Source organism: Pseudomonas sp. 2995-3, from assembly GCF_002742565.1.
In the GTDB taxonomy this organism is placed as follows: Bacteria; Pseudomonadota; Gammaproteobacteria; order Pseudomonadales; family Pseudomonadaceae; genus Aquipseudomonas; species Aquipseudomonas edaphica.
This window is the reverse complement of the sequence record NZ_LJSB01000054.1, coordinates 39,778-62,072: the sequence shown is the minus strand read 5'-3', so window position 1 is coordinate 62,072 and position 22,295 is coordinate 39,778. Positions and strand designations below refer to the sequence as shown.

20 protein-coding genes are annotated in these 22,295 nt (G+C 62.0%); 4 read left to right on the top strand and 16 right to left on the bottom strand.

The genetic code is table 11. The annotated features are described in order from the left end of the window. Nucleotides 1–15 precede the first annotated feature (15 nt). From uvrC to AOA62_RS02070, 3 genes are all read right to left on the bottom strand, one after another. Entirely contained in the window at nucleotides 16–1,839 is a 1,824-nt protein-coding gene (gene uvrC / locus AOA62_RS02080; protein ID WP_099547686.1) for an excinuclease ABC subunit UvrC, read from the bottom strand. Nucleotide 1,840: 1 nt separating this feature from the next. Then, a complete protein-coding gene (gene uvrY / locus AOA62_RS02075) occupies nucleotides 1,841–2,482 on the bottom strand; it encodes a UvrY/SirA/GacA family response regulator transcription factor (RefSeq protein ID WP_003190387.1) in 642 nt (213 codons plus the stop codon). Nucleotides 2,483–2,633: 151 nt separating this feature from the next. Beyond that, on the bottom strand, nucleotides 2,634–2,999 hold the full coding sequence (locus tag AOA62_RS02070) for a helix-turn-helix domain-containing protein (RefSeq protein WP_099547685.1): 366 nt from the start codon (nucleotides 2,997–2,999) through the stop codon (nucleotides 2,634–2,636). Between the two features lie 81 nt (nucleotides 3,000–3,080). Here AOA62_RS02070 and AOA62_RS02065 point away from each other — a divergent pair, with 81 nt between their 5' ends. Beyond that, the gene (locus AOA62_RS02065) at nucleotides 3,081–3,320 is read left to right on the top strand and encodes a DNA-binding protein (protein ID WP_017139021.1); all 240 of its coding nucleotides are present in this window, start codon (nucleotides 3,081–3,083) and stop codon (nucleotides 3,318–3,320) included. Nucleotides 3,321–3,355: 35 nt separating this feature from the next. Here the strand turns inward: AOA62_RS02065 and AOA62_RS02060 are convergent, their stop codons facing one another. After that, complete coding sequence (locus AOA62_RS02060; RefSeq protein ID WP_099547684.1) at nucleotides 3,356–3,802, bottom strand: N-acetyltransferase; 447 nt, start codon at nucleotides 3,800–3,802, stop codon at nucleotides 3,356–3,358. Nucleotide 3,803: 1 nt separating this feature from the next. Next, entirely contained in the window at nucleotides 3,804–4,553 is a 750-nt protein-coding gene (locus tag AOA62_RS02055) for a carbon-nitrogen hydrolase family protein (RefSeq protein ID WP_017139019.1), read from the bottom strand. Between the two features lie 620 nt (nucleotides 4,554–5,173). Here AOA62_RS02055 and AOA62_RS02050 point away from each other — a divergent pair. Beyond that, on the top strand, nucleotides 5,174–6,253 hold the full coding sequence (locus AOA62_RS02050; RefSeq protein ID WP_099547683.1) for a 3-deoxy-7-phosphoheptulonate synthase: 1,080 nt from the start codon (nucleotides 5,174–5,176) through the stop codon (nucleotides 6,251–6,253). A gap of 120 nt (nucleotides 6,254–6,373) precedes the next feature. Here the strand turns inward: AOA62_RS02050 and AOA62_RS02045 are convergent, their stop codons facing one another. From AOA62_RS02045 to AOA62_RS01995, 11 genes are all read right to left on the bottom strand, one after another. Next, nucleotides 6,374–7,075, bottom strand: a complete 702-nt coding sequence (locus tag AOA62_RS02045) for an NAD(P)H-dependent oxidoreductase (RefSeq protein WP_017139016.1) — start codon at nucleotides 7,073–7,075, stop codon at nucleotides 6,374–6,376. A 9-nt stretch (nucleotides 7,076–7,084) separates the two neighbouring features. Then, nucleotides 7,085–8,704 carry an ABC transporter ATP-binding protein gene (locus AOA62_RS02040; RefSeq protein ID WP_099547682.1) on the bottom strand — a complete coding sequence of 540 codons (1,620 nt, stop codon included), beginning with the start codon at nucleotides 8,702–8,704 and terminating at the stop codon, nucleotides 7,085–7,087. 2 nt (nucleotides 8,705–8,706) lie between these two features. Next, entirely contained in the window at nucleotides 8,707–9,534 is an 828-nt protein-coding gene (locus AOA62_RS02035) for an ABC transporter permease (RefSeq protein ID WP_099547681.1), read from the bottom strand. Between the two features lie 3 nt (nucleotides 9,535–9,537). After that, on the bottom strand, nucleotides 9,538–10,497 hold the full coding sequence (locus AOA62_RS02030; RefSeq protein WP_099547680.1) for an ABC transporter permease: 960 nt from the start codon (nucleotides 10,495–10,497) through the stop codon (nucleotides 9,538–9,540). Nucleotides 10,498–10,646: 149 nt separating this feature from the next. Beyond that, a complete protein-coding gene (locus tag AOA62_RS02025) occupies nucleotides 10,647–12,233 on the bottom strand; it encodes an ABC transporter substrate-binding protein (protein ID WP_099547679.1) in 1,587 nt (528 codons plus the stop codon). A 19-nt stretch (nucleotides 12,234–12,252) separates the two neighbouring features. Further along, entirely contained in the window at nucleotides 12,253–13,860 is a 1,608-nt protein-coding gene (locus AOA62_RS02020; RefSeq protein WP_099547678.1) for a 5-guanidino-2-oxopentanoate decarboxylase, read from the bottom strand. Further along, nucleotides 13,850–15,958, bottom strand: coding sequence for an acetate--CoA ligase family protein (locus AOA62_RS02015; protein ID WP_099547677.1), 2,109 nt, complete (start codon nucleotides 15,956–15,958; stop codon nucleotides 13,850–13,852). Before AOA62_RS02015 ends, AOA62_RS02020 begins: the two co-directional genes overlap by 11 nt. A gap of 18 nt (nucleotides 15,959–15,976) precedes the next feature. After that, the gene (locus tag AOA62_RS02010; protein ID WP_099547676.1) at nucleotides 15,977–17,137 is read right to left on the bottom strand and encodes an acyl-CoA dehydrogenase family protein; all 1,161 of its coding nucleotides are present in this window, start codon (nucleotides 17,135–17,137) and stop codon (nucleotides 15,977–15,979) included. Nucleotides 17,138–17,168: 31 nt separating this feature from the next. After that, on the bottom strand, nucleotides 17,169–17,960 hold the full coding sequence (locus tag AOA62_RS02005) for an enoyl-CoA hydratase/isomerase family protein (protein ID WP_099547675.1): 792 nt from the start codon (nucleotides 17,958–17,960) through the stop codon (nucleotides 17,169–17,171). A 150-nt stretch (nucleotides 17,961–18,110) separates the two neighbouring features. After that, a complete protein-coding gene (locus tag AOA62_RS02000; RefSeq protein ID WP_058420659.1) occupies nucleotides 18,111–18,749 on the bottom strand; it encodes a TetR family transcriptional regulator C-terminal domain-containing protein in 639 nt (212 codons plus the stop codon). Between the two features lie 41 nt (nucleotides 18,750–18,790). Beyond that, nucleotides 18,791–19,549, bottom strand: coding sequence for a class II aldolase/adducin family protein (locus tag AOA62_RS01995; RefSeq protein WP_099547674.1), 759 nt, complete (start codon nucleotides 19,547–19,549; stop codon nucleotides 18,791–18,793). A 132-nt stretch (nucleotides 19,550–19,681) separates the two neighbouring features. Here AOA62_RS01995 and AOA62_RS01990 point away from each other — a divergent pair, with 132 nt between their 5' ends. Both AOA62_RS01990 and AOA62_RS01985 read left to right on the top strand, forming a co-directional pair. Then, the gene (locus AOA62_RS01990) at nucleotides 19,682–21,637 is read left to right on the top strand and encodes an FAD-dependent oxidoreductase (RefSeq protein WP_099547673.1); all 1,956 of its coding nucleotides are present in this window, start codon (nucleotides 19,682–19,684) and stop codon (nucleotides 21,635–21,637) included. Next, on the top strand, nucleotides 21,625–22,203 hold the full coding sequence (locus AOA62_RS01985; RefSeq protein ID WP_017139004.1) for a helix-turn-helix domain-containing protein: 579 nt from the start codon (nucleotides 21,625–21,627) through the stop codon (nucleotides 22,201–22,203). The genes AOA62_RS01990 and AOA62_RS01985 overlap by 13 nt, the downstream gene beginning before the upstream one ends. Nucleotides 22,204–22,295: the final 92 nt, after the last annotated feature.

The following is a 22,295-nucleotide window of genomic DNA, read 5'->3' as shown; positions in this document are numbered from 1 at the left end:
AGGTGAGAAGGCATTCTATTCGCTGTGCAGACTTGCATAAATCAATTCTGCGAGCTTTTTACTGATACCGGGGGCTTTGGCTATTTCGTCAATGCTGGCACGGGATAGCTCCTGCAAGCCACCAAAATGTTTAAGCAAGTCGCGACGGCGCGTCGGGCCAACGCCCGCCACCCCTTCCAGGGTTGAGGTTCGCCGGGTTTTGCCACGGCGGGCGCGGTGGCCGGTAATGGCAAAACGGTGGGCTTCGTCACGAATCTGTTGGATCAGGTGCAATGCGGGTGAGTCGCCCTTCAAAGTGAACTCATGGGCGGCATCATTCAAGTACAACGTCTCGAAACCGGCCTTGCGCGTGGCGCCCTTGGCCACGCCGAGCAGGATCAGGTCGGGCACGGCCAGTTCGTTGAGCACGTCACGGGCCATGGACAACTGGCCCTTGCCGCCGTCTACCAGCAGGATATCGGGGAGCTTGCCCTCGCCGTCCTTGAGCTTACTGAAGCGCCGCGTGAGCGCCTGGTGCATGGCGGCGTAGTCATCGCCGGCGGTGACGCCTTCGATGTTGTAGCGCCGGTAATCGGACTTGATCGGCCCTTCCGGCCCGAATACCACGCAGGAAGCCACGGTGGCTTCGCCGCTGGAGTGGCTGATGTCGTAGCACTCCAGGCGCTGGGGCGGCTCGTCGAGGTTGAGGACCTCGGCCAGGGCATCGAAACGTGCGGCAACGTGCTGACGATTGGCCAGACGCGCGCCCAGGGCCTGTTCGGCGTTGGTCACCGCCAGTTGCTGCCAGCGCGCGCGGGTACCGCGTACACGGTGGCTGATGTCCAGCTCGCGCCCGCGCAGCTCGTGGATCGCCTCGATCAGCGTGGGGAAGTCCTCATGCACCACGTTGACGATCAGTTCGGACGGCAAGTCGCGCTCGGGGCTACTGACGTAGTACTGGCCAAGGAAGGCGGCCATGACTTCGGCCACTTCCTCGTCGATACCGGTCTGCGGGAAAAAGTTCTTGCTGCCCAACACTCGCCCGCCACGCACGCTGATCAGGTGCACACAGGCGCCGCCCGGGTTGACGAATGCAGCGATCACATCGACGTCGCCGTTGCCACCCTCCATGCTTTGCTGGTCCTGCACGCGGCGCAACAGCGAAATCTGGTCGCGCAACTCAGCGGCCCGTTCGAAATCCAGGGTGCTGGCGGCCTGCTCCATGGCGCCGGAGAGTTCATCGGTGAGGGCATTGCTGCGTCCTTCGAGGAACATCACCGAATGGCGCACGTCTTCGGCGTACTCAGCAGGTTCAACCAAGCCGACACAGGGTGCCTTGCAACGTTTGATCTGGTATTGCAGGCACGGCCGCGTGCGGTTTTTGTAGAAGCTGTCTTCGCACTGGCGCACAAAAAAGGTCTTTTGCAGCAGGCTCAGGCTTTCGCGGATCGCACCGGCGCTCGGGTACGGGCCGAAATACTTGCCTTTGGCCTTCTTTGCGCCTCGGTGAATGCTCAGGCGCGGGAAGTTGCCGTCGGACAAATACACATAGGGGTAGGATTTGTCGTCACGCAGCAGGATGTTGTAGGGCGGCCGCCACTCCTTGATCAGCGTCTGCTCCAGCAGCAGCGCCTCGGTTTCATTGGCGGTGATGGTGGTTTCAACCTGGGCGATACGCGCCACCAGCGCGGCGGTTTTCGGCGCCAGCCCGGTCTTGCGAAAGTAGCTCGCCAGGCGGTTCTTCAGGTTCTTGGCTTTGCCCACGTAAAGCAGGCGTGCCTCGCTGTCGAACATGCGGTACACGCCAGGGCGGCCACTGCAGGTTGAGAGAAAGGCACTTGGATCAAACGGTGTGGTCATGTCAGGCGCTGGCGTCCACCATGCCGTGGCGTACCGCGAGCAGGGTCAACTCAACATCACTGCTGATGGCGAGCTTCTCGAAAATACGATAGCGGTAGGTGTTGACGGTTTTGGGCGACAGGCACAGCTTGTCGGAGATCGTCTGTACTTTCTGGCAGCCGACGATCATCAAGGCGATCTGGATTTCCCGCTCCGACAGCGCATCAAACGGCGAGTCGCTGGTAGGCTGGAACGATTTGATCGCCAACTGCTGGGCAATCTGCGGGCTGATATAGCGCTGGCCGGCAAATACCAGGCGTATGGCTTGCACCATCTCGGCCAGGCCTGCGCCCTTGGTCAGGTAACCGGCTGCCCCAGCTTGCAGAAGCCGTGTAGGAAACGGATCTTCCTCGCACACAGTGACCACCACGACCTTGATGTCCGGATGGCTGCGCAACAATTTGGTGGTGGCACCAAGACCGCCAATCCCAGGCATCTTGACGTCCATCAAAACCACATCGGGTTTCAACTCCCGAGCCTTGATCAGGGATTCCTCCCCCGATTCAGCCTGGCCGACTACTTGCAGGCCATCGATGTCAGCCAGCATTCGTGTAATGCCCGTACGAACGAGATCATGGTCATCGACTACTAGCACCCTAATCAAGCAGACACCTCGCGATATGGTCTTATAGGTTGCTGAACACCTTAGCAAAAAACCAAGGCGCAGACCTAGCTGCTAGCGTCATATATATAGAGTTTCAACGCGATGCGGCGGCCCGTCGGATGACAAGCAGCGCTATTTCCTGGGTAAAAGGTCAGGAATCCTGGGGTTGCGGTTTGCTTTTCCCATTCGACGCAGCCGAATGTTCGGCCAGGGTAGACGTCAGGCGGCGGATTGCATCCTGGTCTTCCTTGAACATGGCGCGGTAATCACCGAGGACCTTTTCTTCTATCTGGCTGAGGTTTTCCAATTGAATCGGGGTGGCGTTGCCGGTCAACACATACAGGATGTCCACACCTTTTTCGGCTACCCGTGACAGGTAGTCGGCTTTAGGCGCCCGGCCCCCATTTTCATATTTACCCTGGGCATTGGCCTCAACCCCTCCAATTTCACCAAATGCTTTTTGCGACAAGCCAAGTCGCTCTCTTTCTTGCCGCAAACGCGAACCGATTCCACTCATTTGGATGTATGATCCTATCTGGCACACCCCAAGAGGTGACACATTCATCTCGTATTACACAAACTTGAACGGTTTTGAACTATGCCCGGAATCCGTACCGCTGCACAAGCCAAGGCCTGGCTGGAATATCAAGGAAAGTCAGTTCAAGCGTTCGCACGTGAACATGGCGTTGATCCGGCCACCACGTATCAAGTGCTTGCTGGGCGTAAAAAGGGACGGCGTGGGGAAGCCCATAAAGTAGCGGTGCTGCTGGGCATGAAAGAAGGGATTATCGTGGATGAACGCGTCGCTCAACACCTTAATCCAAGCAGTGTGTCCTGAGCGCAGTATGCGCTTATTCCTACAGCGTGCCTGATTTAGTCCACGACAGCCGCTCGACACTCGCGCTCCATGCGCCAAAAGCAGTCCTCCTCCCCGACAATACTCAACCCTTGGCGCTGATACAGGCGTCTCGCCGGGTTGGTCTTGAACACGGTCAAGCGTAAAAGGCCCAAGCCCTGCGCACACGTCTTAAGCACCATCTGCTGTAACACCCAACTGCCAGCGCCCTGTTTGCGGCAGCGCTCGAGCAGGTGTAATTCGCGAATATAGAGTGCCTGGCTGTCACGATTCACGCTGATAAACCCCATCACGGTTTCATTCTGGCAAATCAGCCAGTTTTCACGCGAAGCCCAGGCGACGTCAAAGCCATGGTCAGACCACAACAAATCGTACTGCAGGTAATAGCGGTTCATGGCTTCATGGGTCAGCGTTCGTGCGAATGGCAGGTCGCGGTCCGTCGCCGCGCGCAGGTGAAAAGCCATTTCAGAAGGCTACCACTTGGCCAGTCCATTGCTCACCGTTGCGGCGAGCAATCACCAAGGCCTCGCCAATGCCCGGTACGTCGGCAAGCAGGGTTCCATCAGCGCTCCAGATAGCGCTGCGCCCCGCACAGGTATAACCGCCGGACGGGCCACCATGGTTGGCCATCAGTACCAGCATGCGATGCTCTGCGGCATACCCCTGAAGCAGCGCGCTGTCGGTCGCGTACCCGCCTTCGCTGATCAGCACACCGGCGGCGTACACCGTAGCGCCAGCCTCTGCTGCCAGACGCGGATGGCTGGCGTGGGAAAAGTCCGCACAGACCGCCAGCGCAATCCGGTCATCCGCCCATTCGAGTGCTGCACCGCCCTGCCCTGCGACAAACGCCACCTCTTCGCCCGGGTGCAAATGCTGCTTGGTGTAGACCGCCAGCGAGCCATCTGCGCCCAACACCAGGGCGCCAATAAACACACCGGTCCCGGGTGCCAAGCGAATCGGCATGCCCACCACTGCGGTCATTCGCAACTCTTGCGCCATCTCACGTAGCGGCGCCAGCAGCACGTCCTCGGGCGTAATTGCCAGTTGGGCGGCCAAAGCGGGTTCATAGCCGGTCAACGACAATTCCGGAAACACCAACAATTGCACGCCCTGCTCCGCCGCCGCCTGCATGAACCTCAGGTGCCCCTGGATGTTGCCCGGCACGTCGCCGGCGATGGAAGTGGTTTGAGCTGCGGCGAGGGTCAAGGCAGTCATGGTCGCGTCCTGGCAATCATTATTAACGTGTTACCAGCATATCGGCACTTACCCCATAGCCGTAAGTAGGTCATGCGATAGAAATTACTGATTGAATCAACCCGCGTGCCTCTAGTAAGCTCCCCCCATCATTTGGAGACACACCATGTTGCAACTCACCCATACTCAGGTTTGCCCTGCTGCCAGCGCCCAGCGCTCGGTGTCGGCTACCCGTGTGAGCGGTTTGAGCGCACTGGTCAGCTTTTATTTTGGGTATTGGTTTAGCCACTGGCGCGCCTGATACCTGAAATCGGCGCCCGCTACTCAAGGGGTCGCCTACCAGAGAAATCTAACCCCCGGTCGGCTCCCCGACCGGGGGTTTTGTTTTTTCAAGGCCCCAATAATTTTGCTTCACACCGAACACTAAAAGGACTCACGACATGAACTACGCCACTTATTACCGTTACGACACTTCGACTGCATGGCGATTTAGCAAGCTCCGCTCGGGACAGCCTGCCGCCTCCGATCGGTCACCTATTGGTGGCAAGCCAACACACGTAGCCAATACGGCCAATTGTCGAACACCCCAGTAGGGCAGAGCGTGCGGGAACAGCCCGCCGCTTGCCCAGGAAGCCTTGAATATGAACTCTGCCACTGCCGCCTTGCCTGTTGCCAACCTGTCCAGCGCCAATGAAGCCCTGACCCAGCGCCTGCCCAGTTCCCTTGAACTCAAGCACCAGTTGCCCCTCAGCCCGTTCCTCAACGAACAGATCCACGCCCATCGCCAAGCCGTGCGCGCCATCCTCAATGGCGAAGACTCGCGTTTGCTGGTGATTGTCGGCCCGTGTTCGATCCACGACCCCGAGTCGGCCATGGAATACGCGCGCAACCTCAAGAAGCTCGCGCTGGAAGTCAGCGACCAGATGCTGCTGGTGATCCGTGCCTACGTCGAAAAACCGCGCACCACCATCGGCTGGAAAGGCCTGGCCTACGACCCGCACCTGGATGGCAGCGACGACATGGCCGCCGGCCTCACGCTGTCGCGCCAACTGATGCGCGAGATGCTGCGCCTGGGTTTGCCGGTCGCCACCGAGCTGCTGCAACCCATGGCCGCCGGCTACTTCGATGACCTGCTCAGTTGGGTCGCCATCGGCGCACGCACCACCGAATCGCAGATCCACCGCGAAATGGCCAGCGGCCTGGGCATGCCGGTCGGCTTCAAGAATGGCACCGACGGCGGCGTCGCGATTGCCTGTGATGCGATGCGCTCAGCCTCCCACCCGCATCGTCACTTCGGCGTGGACAGCCAAGGCCATCCGGCGATCATCCAGACACCGGGCAACCCCGACACGCACCTGGTATTGCGCGGCGGTCACCGTGGGCCGAACTACGATGCGCAAAGCGTGGCGCAGGTGAAACACGACCTGGCCAAGTCCAAGGTCGCGGCGCGCATCATGGTCGATTGCAGCCACGCCAACAGCGGCAAAGACCCGCTGCGTCAACCGGCGGTGTTCAATGACGTGCTCGAGCAGCGCCTGCAGGGTGACACGTCGCTGATCGGCATGATGCTCGAAAGCCACCTGTTCGAAGGCTGCCAACCGTTGAGCGCGTCGATGAAGTACGGGGTGTCGGTGACCGATGGTTGCCTGGGCTGGAACGGCACCGAGCAATTGCTGCGCAGTGCGGCTGAGCGCCTCCGCCAGCAACACACAGCCAACTGATCCATGCAGATCAAAATGTGGGAGCTGGCTTGCCTGCGATGCAGACACCCCGGTGTGTCAGGTACACCGAGTTGATGCTATCGCAGGCAAGCCAGCTCCCACATTTGAATATCGTTGCGTTCAGGACAGTGGATACAACGCCTCATCAAACTGCGCCAGCTTCGGAAACACCAAGGGCTGCTCATCCGCAAGCCCTTGCAGCCGCTGTTCATACCCCAGCAGAAAATCCTGCCGCGCCTCGGCACTGATATACGGCACATGCCAGGCCACAAATGGCGCCAGCACGTCATACCCGACATACGCCAGGGTGCCGCGCAGAATCGGCCGCAGCATCTCCTCCAACGGCCCGTGGATCGTGCCCTCACCAAACATATGCTCACGCCCGCCCAAGGTCACGGCGACCAGCGCGCGCTTGCCTGCAAGCCCGCCCTGATCGTAAAAACGCTTGCCGCCGTAACACACGCCGGACACCAGCACCCGGTCGATCCAGCCCTTGAGCATGGCCGGTGCCGAGAACCAGAAGATCGGGAAGTTGAGGATCAGCAGGTCGGCCCACAGCAGCTTGTCCAGTTCGCCCTGGATGTCCGCCGCGATCGACTGATTTTTTACGCCCAGGCGCTGTTCCAAGGCATACACCAGGTAGTCCGGATTCTCCCGCGTGGCAAAGTCAGCGGCAGACGCCACAGGGTTCCATTGCATGGCATACAAGTCACTCACCTGCACTTCATGGCCCTGGCCTTGTAACGTAGCCAGCGCCTGGTCGCGCAACGCCGCGGTAAACGACTGAGGCTCAGGGTGAGCGTGAACAATCAACACCTTCATGTGCATTCCTCAAACAGTGGGCGCCGCCCGTTGGGCCAGCAAATGGTCGAGCCAGTCCGGGTCCATTTCCGGCTCCGATGAAAACAACAGGCCGGTGTAAGCCTGGTACGGCGGAGTAAAAATCGCATTGCGGCTGCCTTGGTCCACTACCCTGCCCCGCTGCATCACCAGCACCTCGTCGGCAATCGCCCGCACGGTGGCCACGTCGTGGGTGATAAACAGGTAGGCCACGCCCAGTTGTTGCTGCAGGCGGTTGAGCAGTTTCAGCACGCCCTCGGCCACCAGTTGATCAAGCGCCGAGGTGACTTCATCGCAGATGATCAGTTGCGGGTCGGCCGCCAGCGCGCGGGCGATACAGATACGTTGTTTTTGCCCGCCCGATAATTCACGGGGCTGGCGCTCCATGAACACCGCCGGGTCCAGTTCAATCATCTCCAGCAACTCGGCGACCCGCGCGCGCATCGCCTTGCCTTTGAGGCCCAGGTAAAACGTGAGTGGCCGGCCGATGATGTCGACGATGCGCTGACGCGGGTTCAGCGCCGTGTCGGGGATCTGGTAGATCATCTGGATGCGCCGCAATTGCTCCTTGCTGCGCCGCCGAAAATCCACCGGCAGCGCCTCGCCGTCATACAGCACCTGCCCCGCCGTGGCCGGCAGCAGCCCGGTAATCAAGCGCGCGGTGGAGCTTTTGCCACTGCCGGACTCGCCGATCACCGCCAGGGTCTGGCCGCGATACAGCTGCATCGACACCCCATGCAGTACCGGCTGCTGCCCATAGCTGGCGCAGGCCTGACGCACTTCCAGCAACGGCACCTGCGCCACCGGGCATGCCTTGGGCTCGGTGCGAAAGCTGCGCACTGCCCACAACGATTTGGTGTAGTCCTGCTGCGGCTGGCTGAGCATGCTGCGAGTGTCGGCCTCCTCCACCAACTTGCCGTGGCGCAGCACCATGATGCGGTCGGCCATCTGCGCGACCACGGCGAGATCGTGGCTGATGTACAAGGCGGCGCTGCCGAAGGTTTTCACCGCGTCACGGATCGCCGCCAGCACTTCGATCTGGGTGGTGACGTCGAGGGCGGTGGTGGGTTCGTCGAAGATAATCAGGTCCGGATGGCAGGCCATGGCCATGGCCGTCATCACCCGCTGCAACTGCCCGCCCGAGACTTGATGCGGGTAGCGTCGACCAATGGTCTCGGGGTTGGGCAAACGCAGTACGCGGTACAGCTCCACCGCCTCGTGCTCGGCCTGGGCGCGGCTGATGCCGCCGTTGATCACCGCCGTTTCCACATGCTGGTCGATCAGGCGGTGCGCCGGGTTGAAGGACGCCGCCGCGCTCTGCGCGACATACGCGATGCGCAAGCCGCGCAGCTTGCGCAAGGCTTCGGGCTTGGCCTGCAGCAACTCAATGCCATCAAAACACACCGAGCCGCCGATGATGCGGCAACTGTCGCGCGCATAGCCCATCGCTGCCAGCCCGAGGGTGGATTTACCCGCCCCGGACTCACCGATCAGCCCCAACACTTCACCGCGCTGCAAGGTCAGATCAATGCCCTTGATCAACGGGTGCCAGGCATCCTCGTAATGCCCTTCCACCTGCAGGTTGCGGATTTCCAGCAATGGCCTGTCCATCCTCAACCCTCCTTCAGGCCGCTGGATTTGTGCAGCATCCAGTCGACGACAAAATTCACACTGACGGTGATCAACGCCACCGCCAACGCGGGCAACAATGGGCTGATATCGCCGAAGGTAATCAACACCGCGTTGTCGCGCACCATGCTGCCCCAGTCGGCGGTGGGCGGTTGGATGCCCAGGCCGAGGAACGACAGCGCGCTGATAAACAGGAACACAAAGCAAAAACGCAGGCCGAACTCGGCGATCAGCGGCGCCGCGGCGTTGGGCAGCACTTCGCGGGTGACCAGCCACCACAAGCCTTCACCGCGCAGGCGCGCGGCTTCGACAAAATCCTGCACCACCACCGTCATCGCCACCGCGCGGGCCAAGCGAAACACCCGCGTCGAATCCAGCAGCGCAATCACCAGCACCAGCGAGGTGGCATTGGTGCCGACCACGCTGAGAATCAACAAGGCAAAAATCAGCTGCGGGATCGCCATGAGGATATCCACCACCCGCGACAACCCCTGGTCGACCCAGCCGCCCTTGATCGCCGCGACCAAACCGCTCAAACCACCGAGCAGAAACGCCAGCGTCGTCGTCAGGAAGGCAATGCCCAAGGTATTGCGCGCGCCGTACATCAGGCGGCTGAACATGTCGCGCCCCAGGTTATCGGTGCCCAGCAAAAACTGGCCGCTCCACGGCGCGAAGCCTTCACCCACCACCTGGGTTTCGCCATAGGGCGCCAGCAGCGGCGCCAACAGCGCCAGCGCGACGTATAACAGAATAATCAGCAGGCCGAACTTGGCGCTCAACGGCGCCCGGGCCACTTGGCTCAACAGGCTCATGGCTTACCCCTTGGGATGCATCAGGCGTGGGTTGCTGGCGATGGACAGCACATCCGCCCCGGTATTGAGCAGGATGTAGGTGGCGGCAAAAATCAGGCTGCACGCCTGCACCACCGGGATGTCACGTTTAGACACAGAGTCCACCAGCAACTGGCCGAGACCTGGATAGACAAACACCACCTCGACCACCACCACCCCAACCACCAGGTACGCCAGGTTCAGCGCCACCACGTTGACGATCGGCGCCAGTGCATTGGGCAACGCGTGCTTCCAGATAATCCGCGATTGGCTGATGCCCTTGAGCCGGGCCATCTCGATATACGGGCTGGCCAACAGGTTGATCAAGGAGGCGCGGGTCATGCGCATCATCTGCGCGATCACCACCAGACTCAGGGTGGCAACCGGCAGCACCGAGCGCTCCAGGAGCGTGCCGAACGTGGCATCCGGCGCCAGGTTGGACAGGCTGGGAAACCAGCCCAGCTTCACCGAGAACACCAGGATCAGCAGGTACGCGACAAAGAACTCCGGGAACGACACTGCGCTCAACGCCGTGGTATTGAGCAGGCGATCGAACCAGCTGTTGCGGTACAGCGCCGCAAGCATGCCCAGTACCAGCGCGGTAGGCACCGACACCAATGCCGCCAGGGCGGCCAGGCTCAGGGTGTTACCCAGCCGCGCACCGATCAACTCGGCGATGGGCCGCTGGTTGGCCAGCGACGCGCCCAGATCACCCTGTAACAGCCGCAACAGCCAGTGCGCAAAGCGCGTCAGCGGCGGCAGATCCAGGCCCAACTGCGCGCGGAAAGCGGCGATGGTTTCCGGCGTGGCCGACTGGCCGAGCATGGCCTGGGCGATATCGCCGGGCAGCAGGCCGACGGCGAGGAAGATGATCACCGAGACGGCGAACAACGACAGTAGGCCGAGGGCCAATCTCTGGAAGACCAGTTTCAACAGACTATTCATGTGTGTGTTGACTCCTAAGCCACCACAAATCCAGTGTGGGAGCTGGCTTGCCTGCGATAGCGGTACATCAGCGATAGATTTTTAGCCTGACACACCGCCATTGCAGGCAAGCCAGCTCCCACATTGAATCTTCATTGTTTGGAGGGTTTCTATGCCTGCCACCACCGCTCAATCAACCGCAACCCATCCAGTTCGCCGTAGGGCGCCGTCAGCGGCCCATGACTCACGCGGTTCGAGCGCGCCGCCACGGAGCTGGCGAACAGCGGCACAATCGCGCCGCCGTCATCGCGGCACAGGGCCTGCATTTCGTTGTACATCTCTTGGCGCAGCGGCGCGTTCATCTCGCCACGGGCGGCGGTGAGCAGTTGGTTGAAGCGTGGGTTGTCCCAGTGGGTTTCGTTCCAGGCTGCACCTTTGGCATAGCCGATACTGAACATGCGGTCGGCGGTCAGGCTGCTGTACCAGAACGAGGTGGTGAACGGCTGCTTCATCCACACATTGGAGAAGAACCCGTCAGCCGGTTCGCGTACCACGTCAATGTCGATACCGGCCTGGCGCGCCTGCTCCTTGAACAGCACCGAGGCGTCCACCGCGCCGGTGTAGGCGGCGTCGGAGGCTTGCAGGCGCACCTTGAGTGACTCCACACCGGCTGTGCGCAGGTAAAAGCGTGACTTGTCCGGGTCGTAAGTGCGCTGCTCCAACGCCGCGTTGATAAAGCGGCTGCCGGGCTGGATCGGATGGTCGTTGCCAACCAGGCCATAGCCATGCAGTACTGAGGCCAGCAAGGTTTCGCGGTTGATCGCGTGCTTCATCGCCAGGCGGATGTCGTTGTTCTTGAACTCGTTGCTGTCGCACAGCATCGGGAAGGTGTAGTGCTGGGCGCCCTTGGTTTCCTCGATCACAAGATTTGGATTGCGCTTGAGCAAGGCCACGGTTTTCAGGTCGACCTTGTTGATCACATCCACTTGCCCGGTCACCAGCGCATTGACCCGCGCCGCGCCGTCGGCGATGGCCAGCAGTTCTGCGCTGGCGAAGTGCGCGCGGCCGGTTTTCCAGTAATCGGGGTTGCGTTCCAAGTCCATGCGCACGCCGGGTTCAAAGCTTTTCAGGCGGTAACCGCTGGTGCCCACACCGGCCTGCCAATCGGCGCCGCCGTCCTTGGCGGGCATGATCACCAAATGGTAATCGGCGACTACATAAGCAAAGTCGGCATTGCCGGAATGCAGCTCGAACACCACCGTATCATTGCCCTTGGCGCTGACACTGGCGACGTCGCCCAGTACGGTTTTGGCCGCCGACGTGGAGTCTTTGCTCAGGTGGTGATTGATCGACGCCACCACATCGTCGGCGCTGAGGCTTTTGCCGTTGTGGAAGGTCACGCCCTGACGCAAGTGAAAGGTCCACACCCGCGCATCCGGGGTGGATTCAAAACGCTCGGCCAGCTCGGGGATCGCGCTGCCGTCGACGGCGATTTCAGTCAGCGTGTTGTACACCGCCGAGAAGCCGACGAACGTGAAGGTGTCGACCCAGGAGCCGGGGTCGCGCGAATCGGTGGTGCTGCCGCCGGCCAGGCCCAGGCGCAGCACGCCGCCGGCTTTGGGTGTCGCCTCTTCGGCAAACGCGTGCAACGGCAGGCCCATGGAAAACGCTGCCGCCCCCGCACCCGCCACGGCGCTGTGTTTGAGAAAGTCCCTTCGGTGCATCGCTTGAGTCATTTTGTTGTTGTTTTCGCTCATGGTCTTGCTCCTCTAAAGGTCAACAGGCACAGGCATGTTTGAGCTCGATCAAGGTCACGCCATTGCGTTTGAAACCGTTGCGCAAGTCCGTCTGCAACTCATCCAGGTTTTTGGGTTGGTTCACGGTGCAGCCGAACGCCTGGGCGAACAGCGCAAAGTCCGGGTTGCGTGGCAGCACGCCGATGGGCTCGATGTCCAGGCTGAGCATGTCGTCGCGGATCTGGCCGAGGGCGTCGTTGTTCCACAGCAGCACCACCAACGGGCTGTGCAGTTCCTCGACCGCGGTCGCCAGTTCCTGGGCGGTGTAGAGGAAGCCACCATCGCCCACCAACACCAGGCCCGGACGCAGCGGCGCGCCGAACTTGGCGCCAATGCCGGCAGGCAAGCCATAGCCCAAGGTGCCGTAGCCGGTAGGGTGCAGCCAACTGCGCGGGGCGCGGCTGCGGTAGGCGTAGTTGCCGGTGTAGGCCAACTGGGTCATGTCGCTACTGATAAATGCGTTGGCGGGCAGCTCGGCCTCGATACGCTCAAGAATGCCTTGGTGAATGGCCTGCAAAGGGCCGTGCCCCAGCTCGACCGCCTCAAGCAATGTCGCGACCTGTTGGCTTGCCGCATCGGCGTTACGCGGCGCAGGCGGCAGACGTTCGAGCAAGGCCAGCAAGGTCTGTTGGGCATCGCCTTTGAGCGCCACGGCGCAAGGGTAGAAATCGTTGAACTTGCGCGGGTCGATATCGATGCGCAGCAGTTCGCCGGTGATGGGCAAGCGCTCGCGCCAGTAATCGGTGTCGGCCATTTCCGTGCCGACGGCCAGCACCACATCCGCCTGGCTGATCAGTTGCCAGCCGGGTTCCACGCACAGGGTGGCACCGGCATTCAGCGGGTCATTGACCGGCAGTAAACCCTTGCCGGCCACACTGCTGAAAAACGGCGCCGCCAACAACGTGCTCAAGCGCTGCAACGCATCACCCGCCGCCAGCGCGCCGCCACCGGCAATGATCATGGGTTGCTTGGCCGCCGCGAGCTTGGCTACGGCCAGCTCCAGCGCCTCGGCCGATGGCATGCCGCGTCCCGGGCGCCGCACGACTTCATGGCTCCAGTCGCGTTTGATCGGCGCTGCCAGCACATCCAGCGGCACTGAAATATGCACCGGCCGTGGCCGCTCGCTGTCGAACACCGCATAGGCGCGGGCGATCAATTCGGGCAAATCCTCGGCACTCAAGGCCAGCGCCGAAAACGCGGTGATCGGCGCGGTGATGGCGCGCTGGTCCTGGGTTTCGTGCAGGCTGCCCCAGCCTTTGCCGAGGCTGGCGGTGTGGTTGACGCTGGAGATCACCAGCATTGGGATCGAGTCGGCGTAAGCCTGGCCGATGGCGGTGGCGGCGTTGGTCACGCCAGGCCCGGTGATCACAAAGCACACGCCCGGTTTGCCGCTGACCCGCGCATAGCCGTCGGCCATAAAACCGGCGCCCTGCTCGTGGCGTGTCAGCACGTGGCGAATGCCGCTGCCGGGCAAGCCTCGATACAGTTCCAGGGTGTGCACGCCGGGAATGCCGAACACGGTGTCGACGCCATAATTAGCCAGCAACCGCACCAGGGCCTGGCCGCCGGTCAGGGTCTTATCTTGCATGTTCATCTCCTAGGCGAATCAACGCATCCACCGCCAGCGTGCCGTGGGCATTGACCAACAATGGGTTCACATCCAGTTCCAGCAACCGCCCGGCGTTGGCGCAGGCGTAGTCGGCCACCGCGCGAATGGCCGCCACCAACGCATCCATATCCGCCACTTCACGCCCGCGAAAACCTTGCAGCAAGGCCGCGCTGCGCAGGCTGAGCACGGCGTTGCGAATCGCCTCATCGGTAGTCGGCAGCAGCAGGCTGCGGCTGTCTTTGAGCAATTCCACGAGGATCCCGCCAGCGCCAATCACCAGGGCCAGGCCAAAGTCATTTTCACGTTTGATGCCCACGATCAACTCGGCCAAGGGCTTTGTAGCCATGCTTTCCAACAGCAATTGATCAAAGACAATGCCCGGCGCATAAGCGCCGATTTGCTCGCGCATCTGCTCCAGCGCGGCGGTCAGTGCGACACCGTCTTTCAGGTTGAGCGCCACTGCACCGGCTTCGGTTTTGTGCGGCAGGTCGGTGCTGACGGCCTTGAGCACCAACGGATAGCCCAAGAGTTTGGCGTCTGCGATGGCGCGCCCTGGCGTGCTCAGCACCGCCGCTGGCGTGCTCAAGCCAAAGGCGCGCAAGGCTTGTTTGGACGCCCATTCATCCAGCGCCAGGCCTTGGCCCGCAAGAGGCTGAGGGCACAGCGGTGCAAGGATCGACTCGCCGCGTTCCAACAACACACGGCGATGGTTTTGATAGTCGGCAATCCGCCCCCAGGCAGCGAGTGCATCTTCCACCCCCTGCAGCGCGGCAATGCCGTGGGCATGCAGGCGTTCGCGGGCATGGGCCGGCAGTAATTCGGGAAAGGCCGAGGTGACGAATCCGGTTTTGCCATGACGACTGAGCGCAGCGCAAAACAGCGCCAGCAACAGGTCGCATTCCTTGCGCTCGCCAGTGAATTCGGCCGGGTAATCCAGCACCAGCATCGCCGCATCGGCATCGGTGCGCAGGGCCGTTTCGAGCATGCGTTCGAGCGCCTCGCGGTCGCCCCAGATGGCGGTGGTGAAGTCCAATGGGTTGACCAGGTTGGCATAGCTGGGCAGCACCTGCGCCAGTTCCGCGCGCTGGCCTGCGTCGAGCTTCGGCAAGGCCAGTTGGTTGCGCTCGGCGTAGTCGGCAATCAGCCCCGCGTCGCCACCGGAACAGGCCAGTGCGATCAGGCAATTGCCGCCAGGTAGATTGCCGCAGGCCGCCGCTTTCAAGGTTTCGACAAAACTCACCGGCCCACTCACGCGGATCACGCCAAGGCGCGCAAACAGGCTGTCGTACAGCGCATCGGAACCAGACAGCGAACTGGTGTGACTCAGGGCCAACTCGGCGCCGATCTGCGACACGCCGGTTTTCAGCGCGATAATCGGGATGCCTTTTTCCAGCGCCTTGTTCGCCGCGCGGGCAAACCCCGGCACATTCTTCAAGCCTTCCAGGTGCAGGCCGATGGCGGTCACGCGCGGCTCATCGAGCAGCACGTCCATCAACTCGGCAACCCCCAACTGCGCCTGGTTGCCCACCGACGCCATATAAGCAATGGGCAGCGAGCGGTCGCTCATCGACAGGTTGTAGGCAAAGTTGCCGCTCTGGGTGAGCACCGCCACGCCCTTCTCTACCGCCTTGCCGCCGTGGGCCACCGGCCACAGCGCGGCGCTGTGCAAATAGTCCAACAAGCCGTAGCAGTTGGGGCCGAGCAAGGCCATGTCGCCCGCCGCCGAAATAAGCTGGTGTTGCAGAGCCGCACCATTGGCGCCTGTTTCGGCAAACCCCGAGGCATAGCAAATGGCGCCGCCAGTGCCGAGGGCGGCGAGTTCGGCCACACAGGCCAAGGTCAGCTCACGGTTAGTCGCGATAAACACCGCATCCGGGCCGTAAGGCAAATCGGCAACCCGACGCACACACGGGATGCCGTCGAGGCTGTCATGCTGCGGGTTGACCAGCCACATCGGCCCGGTAAAACCGCCGTCGGCGCAGCGCTTGAGGGCGCGGGCCATGCTGCGCCCGCCGACAAAAGCCAGGTGCCGGGGCGCCAGCAGGCGCTTGAGGTTGTCGCGAATAGCCTGGGACATAAGCGTTCTCCGCGCCGGTCAGCGCAACAACGGCCGCAACAGTTCACGGGCAATAATGTGCCGCTGGATTTCCGAAGTGCCTTCCCAGATCCGTTCGATCCGCGCGTTACGCCAGATGCGCTCCACTGGCCCTTCATCCATCAAGCCCATGCCGCCAAAGATCTGCACGGCTTCATCGGCTACCTTGCCCAGGGTTTCACTGGCAAACAGCTTGGCCATGCCGGCCTCGCCATCGGTCATGCTGCCCTGGTCCATCTTCCAGGCGGTGTGCAGGGTCAGAAGCTCGGCGGCGCGAATCTGCGTGGCCATGTCGGCCAGCTTGAAACTCACGCCCTGGTAGGTGCCGATGGGCTGGCCGAACTGCTTGCGGTCCGCCGCCCATTGCAGCGACACCTCCAACGCACGCTGGGCCTGGCCGACGCAGTTGGCAGCGACCATCACCCGGCCAGCGGTGAGCCAGGCGTTGGCGACCTCCCAACCTTTACCGACTTCGCCCAGCACTTTGGAGGCTGGCACGCGGCAGTCGTCGAAGAACATTTCATAGGTGTGATAACCGCGGTTGCTCACACACTTGGGGCCACGGCGGATGGTCATGCCGGGCGTGCCGCGATCGACCAGGAATGCAGTCACCGCATTGCGCTGGCGGCCGCTGTGTTCGTAGGTGTCGGTGACGGCAAACACGATGGCAAAATCGGCATGGCCAGCGTGGCTGATGAAGTGCTTGCTGCCGTTGATCACAAAGTCATCGCCGCTGCGTACGGCGCGGGTCTTGATCGCATTGGCGTCGGAGCCAGCGCCGGGTTCGGTCAGCGCGAAACAGTCAACTTTCTTGCCTTGCACGCACGGCAACAGGTAGTCCTCGACCTGCGCGCCGGTGCAAGCCATGAGAATCTTGGACGGGCGCGCGACAAACACATGCAGCGCCCACGAGACTTTGGACAACTCGCGTTCGATCAACGCCTGGGACAGGTAATCCAGGCCACCACCGCCCACCTCTTCGGGCATGTTGAAAGCATAGAAGCCGGCAGCGACAGCCTTGTCGCGAATCTGCGCGGCCAGCTCGGGCGAAACCGCGTCGGCACGGTCCACCGCGTCCTCATGGGGCAGCAATTCCCTGGCAACAAAGCTGCGTACCGCGTCCACCAACATGTCTTGTTCTTGGCTGAGTTGGAAATTCATGGCGCTACCTGTGTGTGCTTCCTGTGTGGGCTTAGCGACCGGAGAAAACCGGCAGGCGTTTTTCCATCGAGGCACGCAGCGCCTCGGCGCCGTCGTCAGTGCGCCCGCACAGCAGCCCGGCGGCCAGTTCGGCCTCAAGCTGTTCAGGCAGGCTGCGCCCGGCGCCTTCGCGGATCAGGGTTTTAGTCTGGGCGAAAGCGAAGGTCGGCCCGTTGGCCAGGCGCGTGGCCAGCTCGCTTGCGTGGGCATGCAGCTGCTCATCGGCGACCACTTCGCCCACCAGCCCGGCGGCCAGTGCGCGCTCGGCGCTCCACAGCTCATCGAGGAACAGCAGGCGCTTGGCCTGCTCGCTGCCGATCAAGCGCGGCAAGTGCCAACTGGCGCCAGCGTCCGGCGAATACGCCATGCTGGTGTAGCCGGCCTTGAAGCGCGCCGACTGGGCGGCGATGCGCAGGTCGCAGCACAGGGTCAGGTCCATGCCCGCGCCGACGGCGGTGCCGTTGATCGCAGCAATCGTAGGTTTGTCGAGGGTATGCAGACGGGTCATCAGGGCGTGAGCGGTTTCGGTCCAGCCGTAGGTTTCCAGGGCGCCACGGGACTCGGCGTCGGCCCACTCAGCCAGGTCGGCACCGGCGCAGAAACTACGGCCGCTGCCGGTGAGCACCACCACCCGCACGCTGGGGTCGGTGTTGAACGCGTCGAGCACCGCATGCAGGTAGTTGAGGGTCGGGATGTCGAGTGCATTGCGCTGCGGGCCACGGTTGAGCGTGATCCAGGCAACGCCAGCTTGCACCTGAGTGAGCACGGGCGAATCGGTAGTCATGGCTTCCTCGAATTATTTTAGTTGGCGTGAGGGGTGCGACATGGCGAGATACTAAACGAGTGTTCAGTAAGGAGGCAATCGGCAAACTGCAAATATTTTCAGGGCGAAAAAAAACGCCCGAATAGAGCGTTCAGGCGCTGAAGGGAAGGTTCAGGCTTTGAGCTGGTAGCGCGCGCGACCGCCGCCTTGCAGGCCGTCCACCCAGGCTTCGCAGATCTGGATGCCCTGCTGCGGCGTGAACGTGCCGGGGTTGAGCCCCGACTCCAGCCACAAGCCATCGAGCAACGCGCTCAAGCCGATGGCGGCCAAATCAGCGTCGAATTGCTCCCAGCCTTCCTCCCTGGCCATGTCCGCCAACGCCGAACGCATGATGGTGCGGTACTCGCCATAGGAATGCTCGTGGGCCTGGTTGATCGCCGGCGCGGTCTTGACCGCGCCCCAGAACACCAGCCAGGCGTCCAGCAGCTGTGGGTCGAGCAGTTCAGCTGAAAAGGAGCCACGGAACAGCGCCGATAAACGCTCACGCGGCTGCGGCGGCGCCTTGGCCATGGTCTCGCGCAACAGGCTCATGACTTGGGCGGTGATGGTGCGATAGGCCTCGGCCACCAACTCATCCTTGCCCGAATAGTGATGGCTGATCAGCCCTACCGACACCCCGGCCTCAGCGCTGATCTTGCGGATCGAAGCGCCCTGGAAGCCATCGCGCTTGAGGCACGTCAGCGTCGCCTGAACCAGGTTGGCCTTGCGCAATTGCGGCTCCATGCGGGAGAAACGCGATTCCTGAGTCATGGGGCGGTGTCCTTCGGTTGAGTCGGCTGCACGACTCTACCTCAGTCGCGGTAACCGGGCGACACCCGATCCAGCATCCGCAGCAACGCCGCCCATGCCAGCTGCATGGCATTCACATCGGTCAGCTCGCCCTCCTCCAGCGCTCGGTTGGGGTTATTGAATTGCTGCTCGGTGTAAGCGCAAACCTCAGCCGGCGGCAGGATCAGCTTGCCGCAGGCCTGCGCGGCGATCTGGATATCGCAGGCCTTGTCCAGGTAATACATGCGCAGAAACGCCTCACCAACCGTCTCGCCCACCGTCAACAAACCATGGTTGCGCAGCATCAGCACCGGCTTGTCGCCAAGGTCCTGCACCAGCCGGCGTTGCTCGTGCATGTCCAGGGCGACGCCTTCATAGTCGTGGTAGGCAACCTTGCCGTAGAACTCCATCGAGATCTGATTGACCGGCAACAAACCGCACTCCAGCGCCGCCACCGCACAGCCGGCGCGGGTGTGGGTATGCAGCACGCACTGGGCGTCTTCGCGAGCGCCATGAATGGCGCTGTGAATGACAAAACCAGCCGGGTTGACGGCATAAGCAGAAGGTTCGACCGCCTGCCCGTCCAGGCCGATCTTGACCAGGTTGGAGGCGGTGATTTCATCGAACATCAGCCCATAAGGATTGATCAGAAAGTGATGTTCCGGCCCGGGAATACGCACCGAAATATGCGTGAAGATCAGGTCGCTCATGCGGTAGTGCGCGATCAATCGATAGCAGGCCGCGAGCTCTTCGCGCAGTTGCTGCTCGGTGGAGTGAGTCATTTTTATTCTCCAGGCTCGGGGTTGGTAAAGGCGACGCTAAGCCAGCCGCCAGTAAAAAAACAAGTTGATTTTTTACTGGCGCTCGCCTCTTACTAGAAAAATAACAATAACAGCGCTTGGAGTATCCGCACCATGTCGCACGCTGCCTTCCCGCATCTGTTCGAACCCTTGGTACTGCGCGGCAAACGTCTGAAGAACCGCATCATGTCCAGCGGGCATGACACCTCGATGCCGACGGATAACCGGGTCAATGCGCAATTGATCGCCTATCACCGTGCGCGCGCCGAAGGCGGTGTGGGGCTGATTGTGTTGCAGGTGGCGGGCGTGCATGACAGTGCGCGGTACACCTCCCATGTGCTGATGGCCACCGACGACGAATGCATCGACGGCTATCGTGAGTTAGCCGATATTTGCCACGCTCAGGGCACCGTGGTGCTGTCGCAAATATTCCACCCGGGCCGCGAGATCATGGAGTCGGCAGACGGGTTGCTGGCGGTGGCGTACTCGGCGTCGGGAGTGCCTAATGAGCGGTTTCGGGTGATGCCACGGGCGCTCGACCAGGCGATGATCGATGAGATCGTCAGCGGTTACGCAGCGGCGGCCAGGCGCTTGCATCAGGCGGGCATTGATGGCGTGGAAGTGGTCGCCAGCCACGGCTACCTGCCCGCGCAGTTTCTCAACCCGCGGGTTAACCGGCGCACCGATGACTACAACGGCGCGCTTGAACAGCGCCTGAGATTCCTGCGGGAAATTATTGCCGCAGTGCGCGCCGCGACCGACCCGCAGTTCATCATCGGCCTGCGCATTTCTGCCGATGAGCGCGACAGCGAAGGCCTTACCGAAAGCGAATCCCTGGAGGCCGTGCAACACCTGCAAACGCAGCTGGATTATGTGCATATCGTCGCCGGCACCTCGGCGTCCACGGGCGGCGCAGTGCATATCGTGCCGCCCATGGCCATCGCCGCCGCGTACCTGGCCGATGCGGCCGCGACGTTCAAAGCCAGCCTGTCGATACCCCTGTTTGTCACCGGGCGGATCAACCAGCCGCAGGAGGCCGAGCTGATCCTGGCGCGCGGCCAGGCCGATGTGTGCGGCATGACCCGCGCACTGATCTGCGACCCGCTGATGCCGGCCAAAACCCTCGGCGGCCGCGCTGAAGACGTGCGCGCGTGCATCGCCTGCAATCAGGCCTGTATCGGGCACTTTCACAAGGGCTTGCCAATCTCCTGCATCCAGCACCCCGAGACGGGGCGCGAGCTGCACTACGGTAACCTGCAACCGACGTTGAAACGCCGCCGCATCATGGTGGTCGGCGGTGGCCCGGCCGGCATGAAAGCTGCCGCTGTGGCCGCGCAACGCGGCCACGACGTGACCTTGTTTGAAGCCAGCGGGCAATTGGGCGGGCAAGTGCTGTTGGCGCAGTTGCTGCCACGGCGCAGCGAATTCGGCGGCGCCAGTACCAACCTGCAACGAGAGATGACGCTGGCAGGCGTGCGTGTGCTGCGCAATACCCGCGTCGACCGCGCCCTGGTGGAACAACAGCGACCTGATCACGTCATCATCGCCACCGGCGCCGAACCCTATTGGCCGGCATTCGAGCGAGGCGGCGAGCTGCAAGTAGTCGATGCCTGGCAGGTGTTACGCGATCAGGTCACCTTGGGCCGTTCGGTGGTGGTGGTCGACTGGCGCTGCGACTGGATCGGCCCCGGTATCGCCGAGCGTCTGGTGCGCGCCGGCCATCAGGTGCAACTGGCGGTCAATGGCACGCATTGCGGGGAAAACCTGCCGCTCTATGTACGCGATCAACTGGCGGGCGAGCTGCACCGCCTGGGCATCCCCATCATCCCTTATGCCCGCCTCTACGGCTGCGACGACAGCACGGTTTACTTGCAACACAGCGCCAGCGGCGAACCGATGCTGTTGGAGAACGTCGACAGCCTGGTGTTGTGCCAGGGCCATCAGCCAGTGGACACTCTGGGCACGGCGCTTGCCGGGCTGGTGCCGTTTGAACGCATCGGCGACTGCCTGGCGCCGCGCACCGCCGAAGAGGCGATCTACGAAGGACTCAAGGTAGCGTGGAAACTCTGAACGACGAACCGCAGCCACTGTTTCTCGGCACCCGCATTCGCGGCCTGCGCAAGGCACGCGGCCTGACGCTGACCGAACTGGCGCAACTGAGTGAACTGACCGCCGGCTATCTCAGCCAGTTGGAGCGCAACCTGGCGTACCCATCGATCCCGGCGCTGTTCAATATCGCCCGCAGCCTGGGCGTGACTATCCAGTGGTTTTTTGCCAGCGAGGCCGCCCCTGCCCCAGCGGATGAAGGCTATGTGGTACGTAAAAACAATCGTCAAAGCATCCGTTATGAAGATGGCATCGTCGACCAACTGCTGACGCCATTGCCCAACCACCAACTGGAGATCCTGCACTCATGCTTCCCACCCGGCACCTACAGCCAGCAAAGCTACAGCCATGAAGGCGAAGAAGCGGGCTATGTGTTGAGCGGCACCTTTGAGCTGTGGGTCGGTGAGCGGCATTTTCTGTTGGCTGAAGGCGACAGTTTCAGCTTTGCCAGCAGCGAGCCGCACCGGTATGGCAACCCGGGCAAGGTGGATACAGTGGTGATCTGGGTGATTACACCCCCGACATTTTAGGCCGCTGTAGCAAATGCAGACGTTTCCTACGGGAACTGGCGACAGTGGCGCGGCTTGCCATCAGTGGTGAGGCACCCAGTCGCTTGCTATAA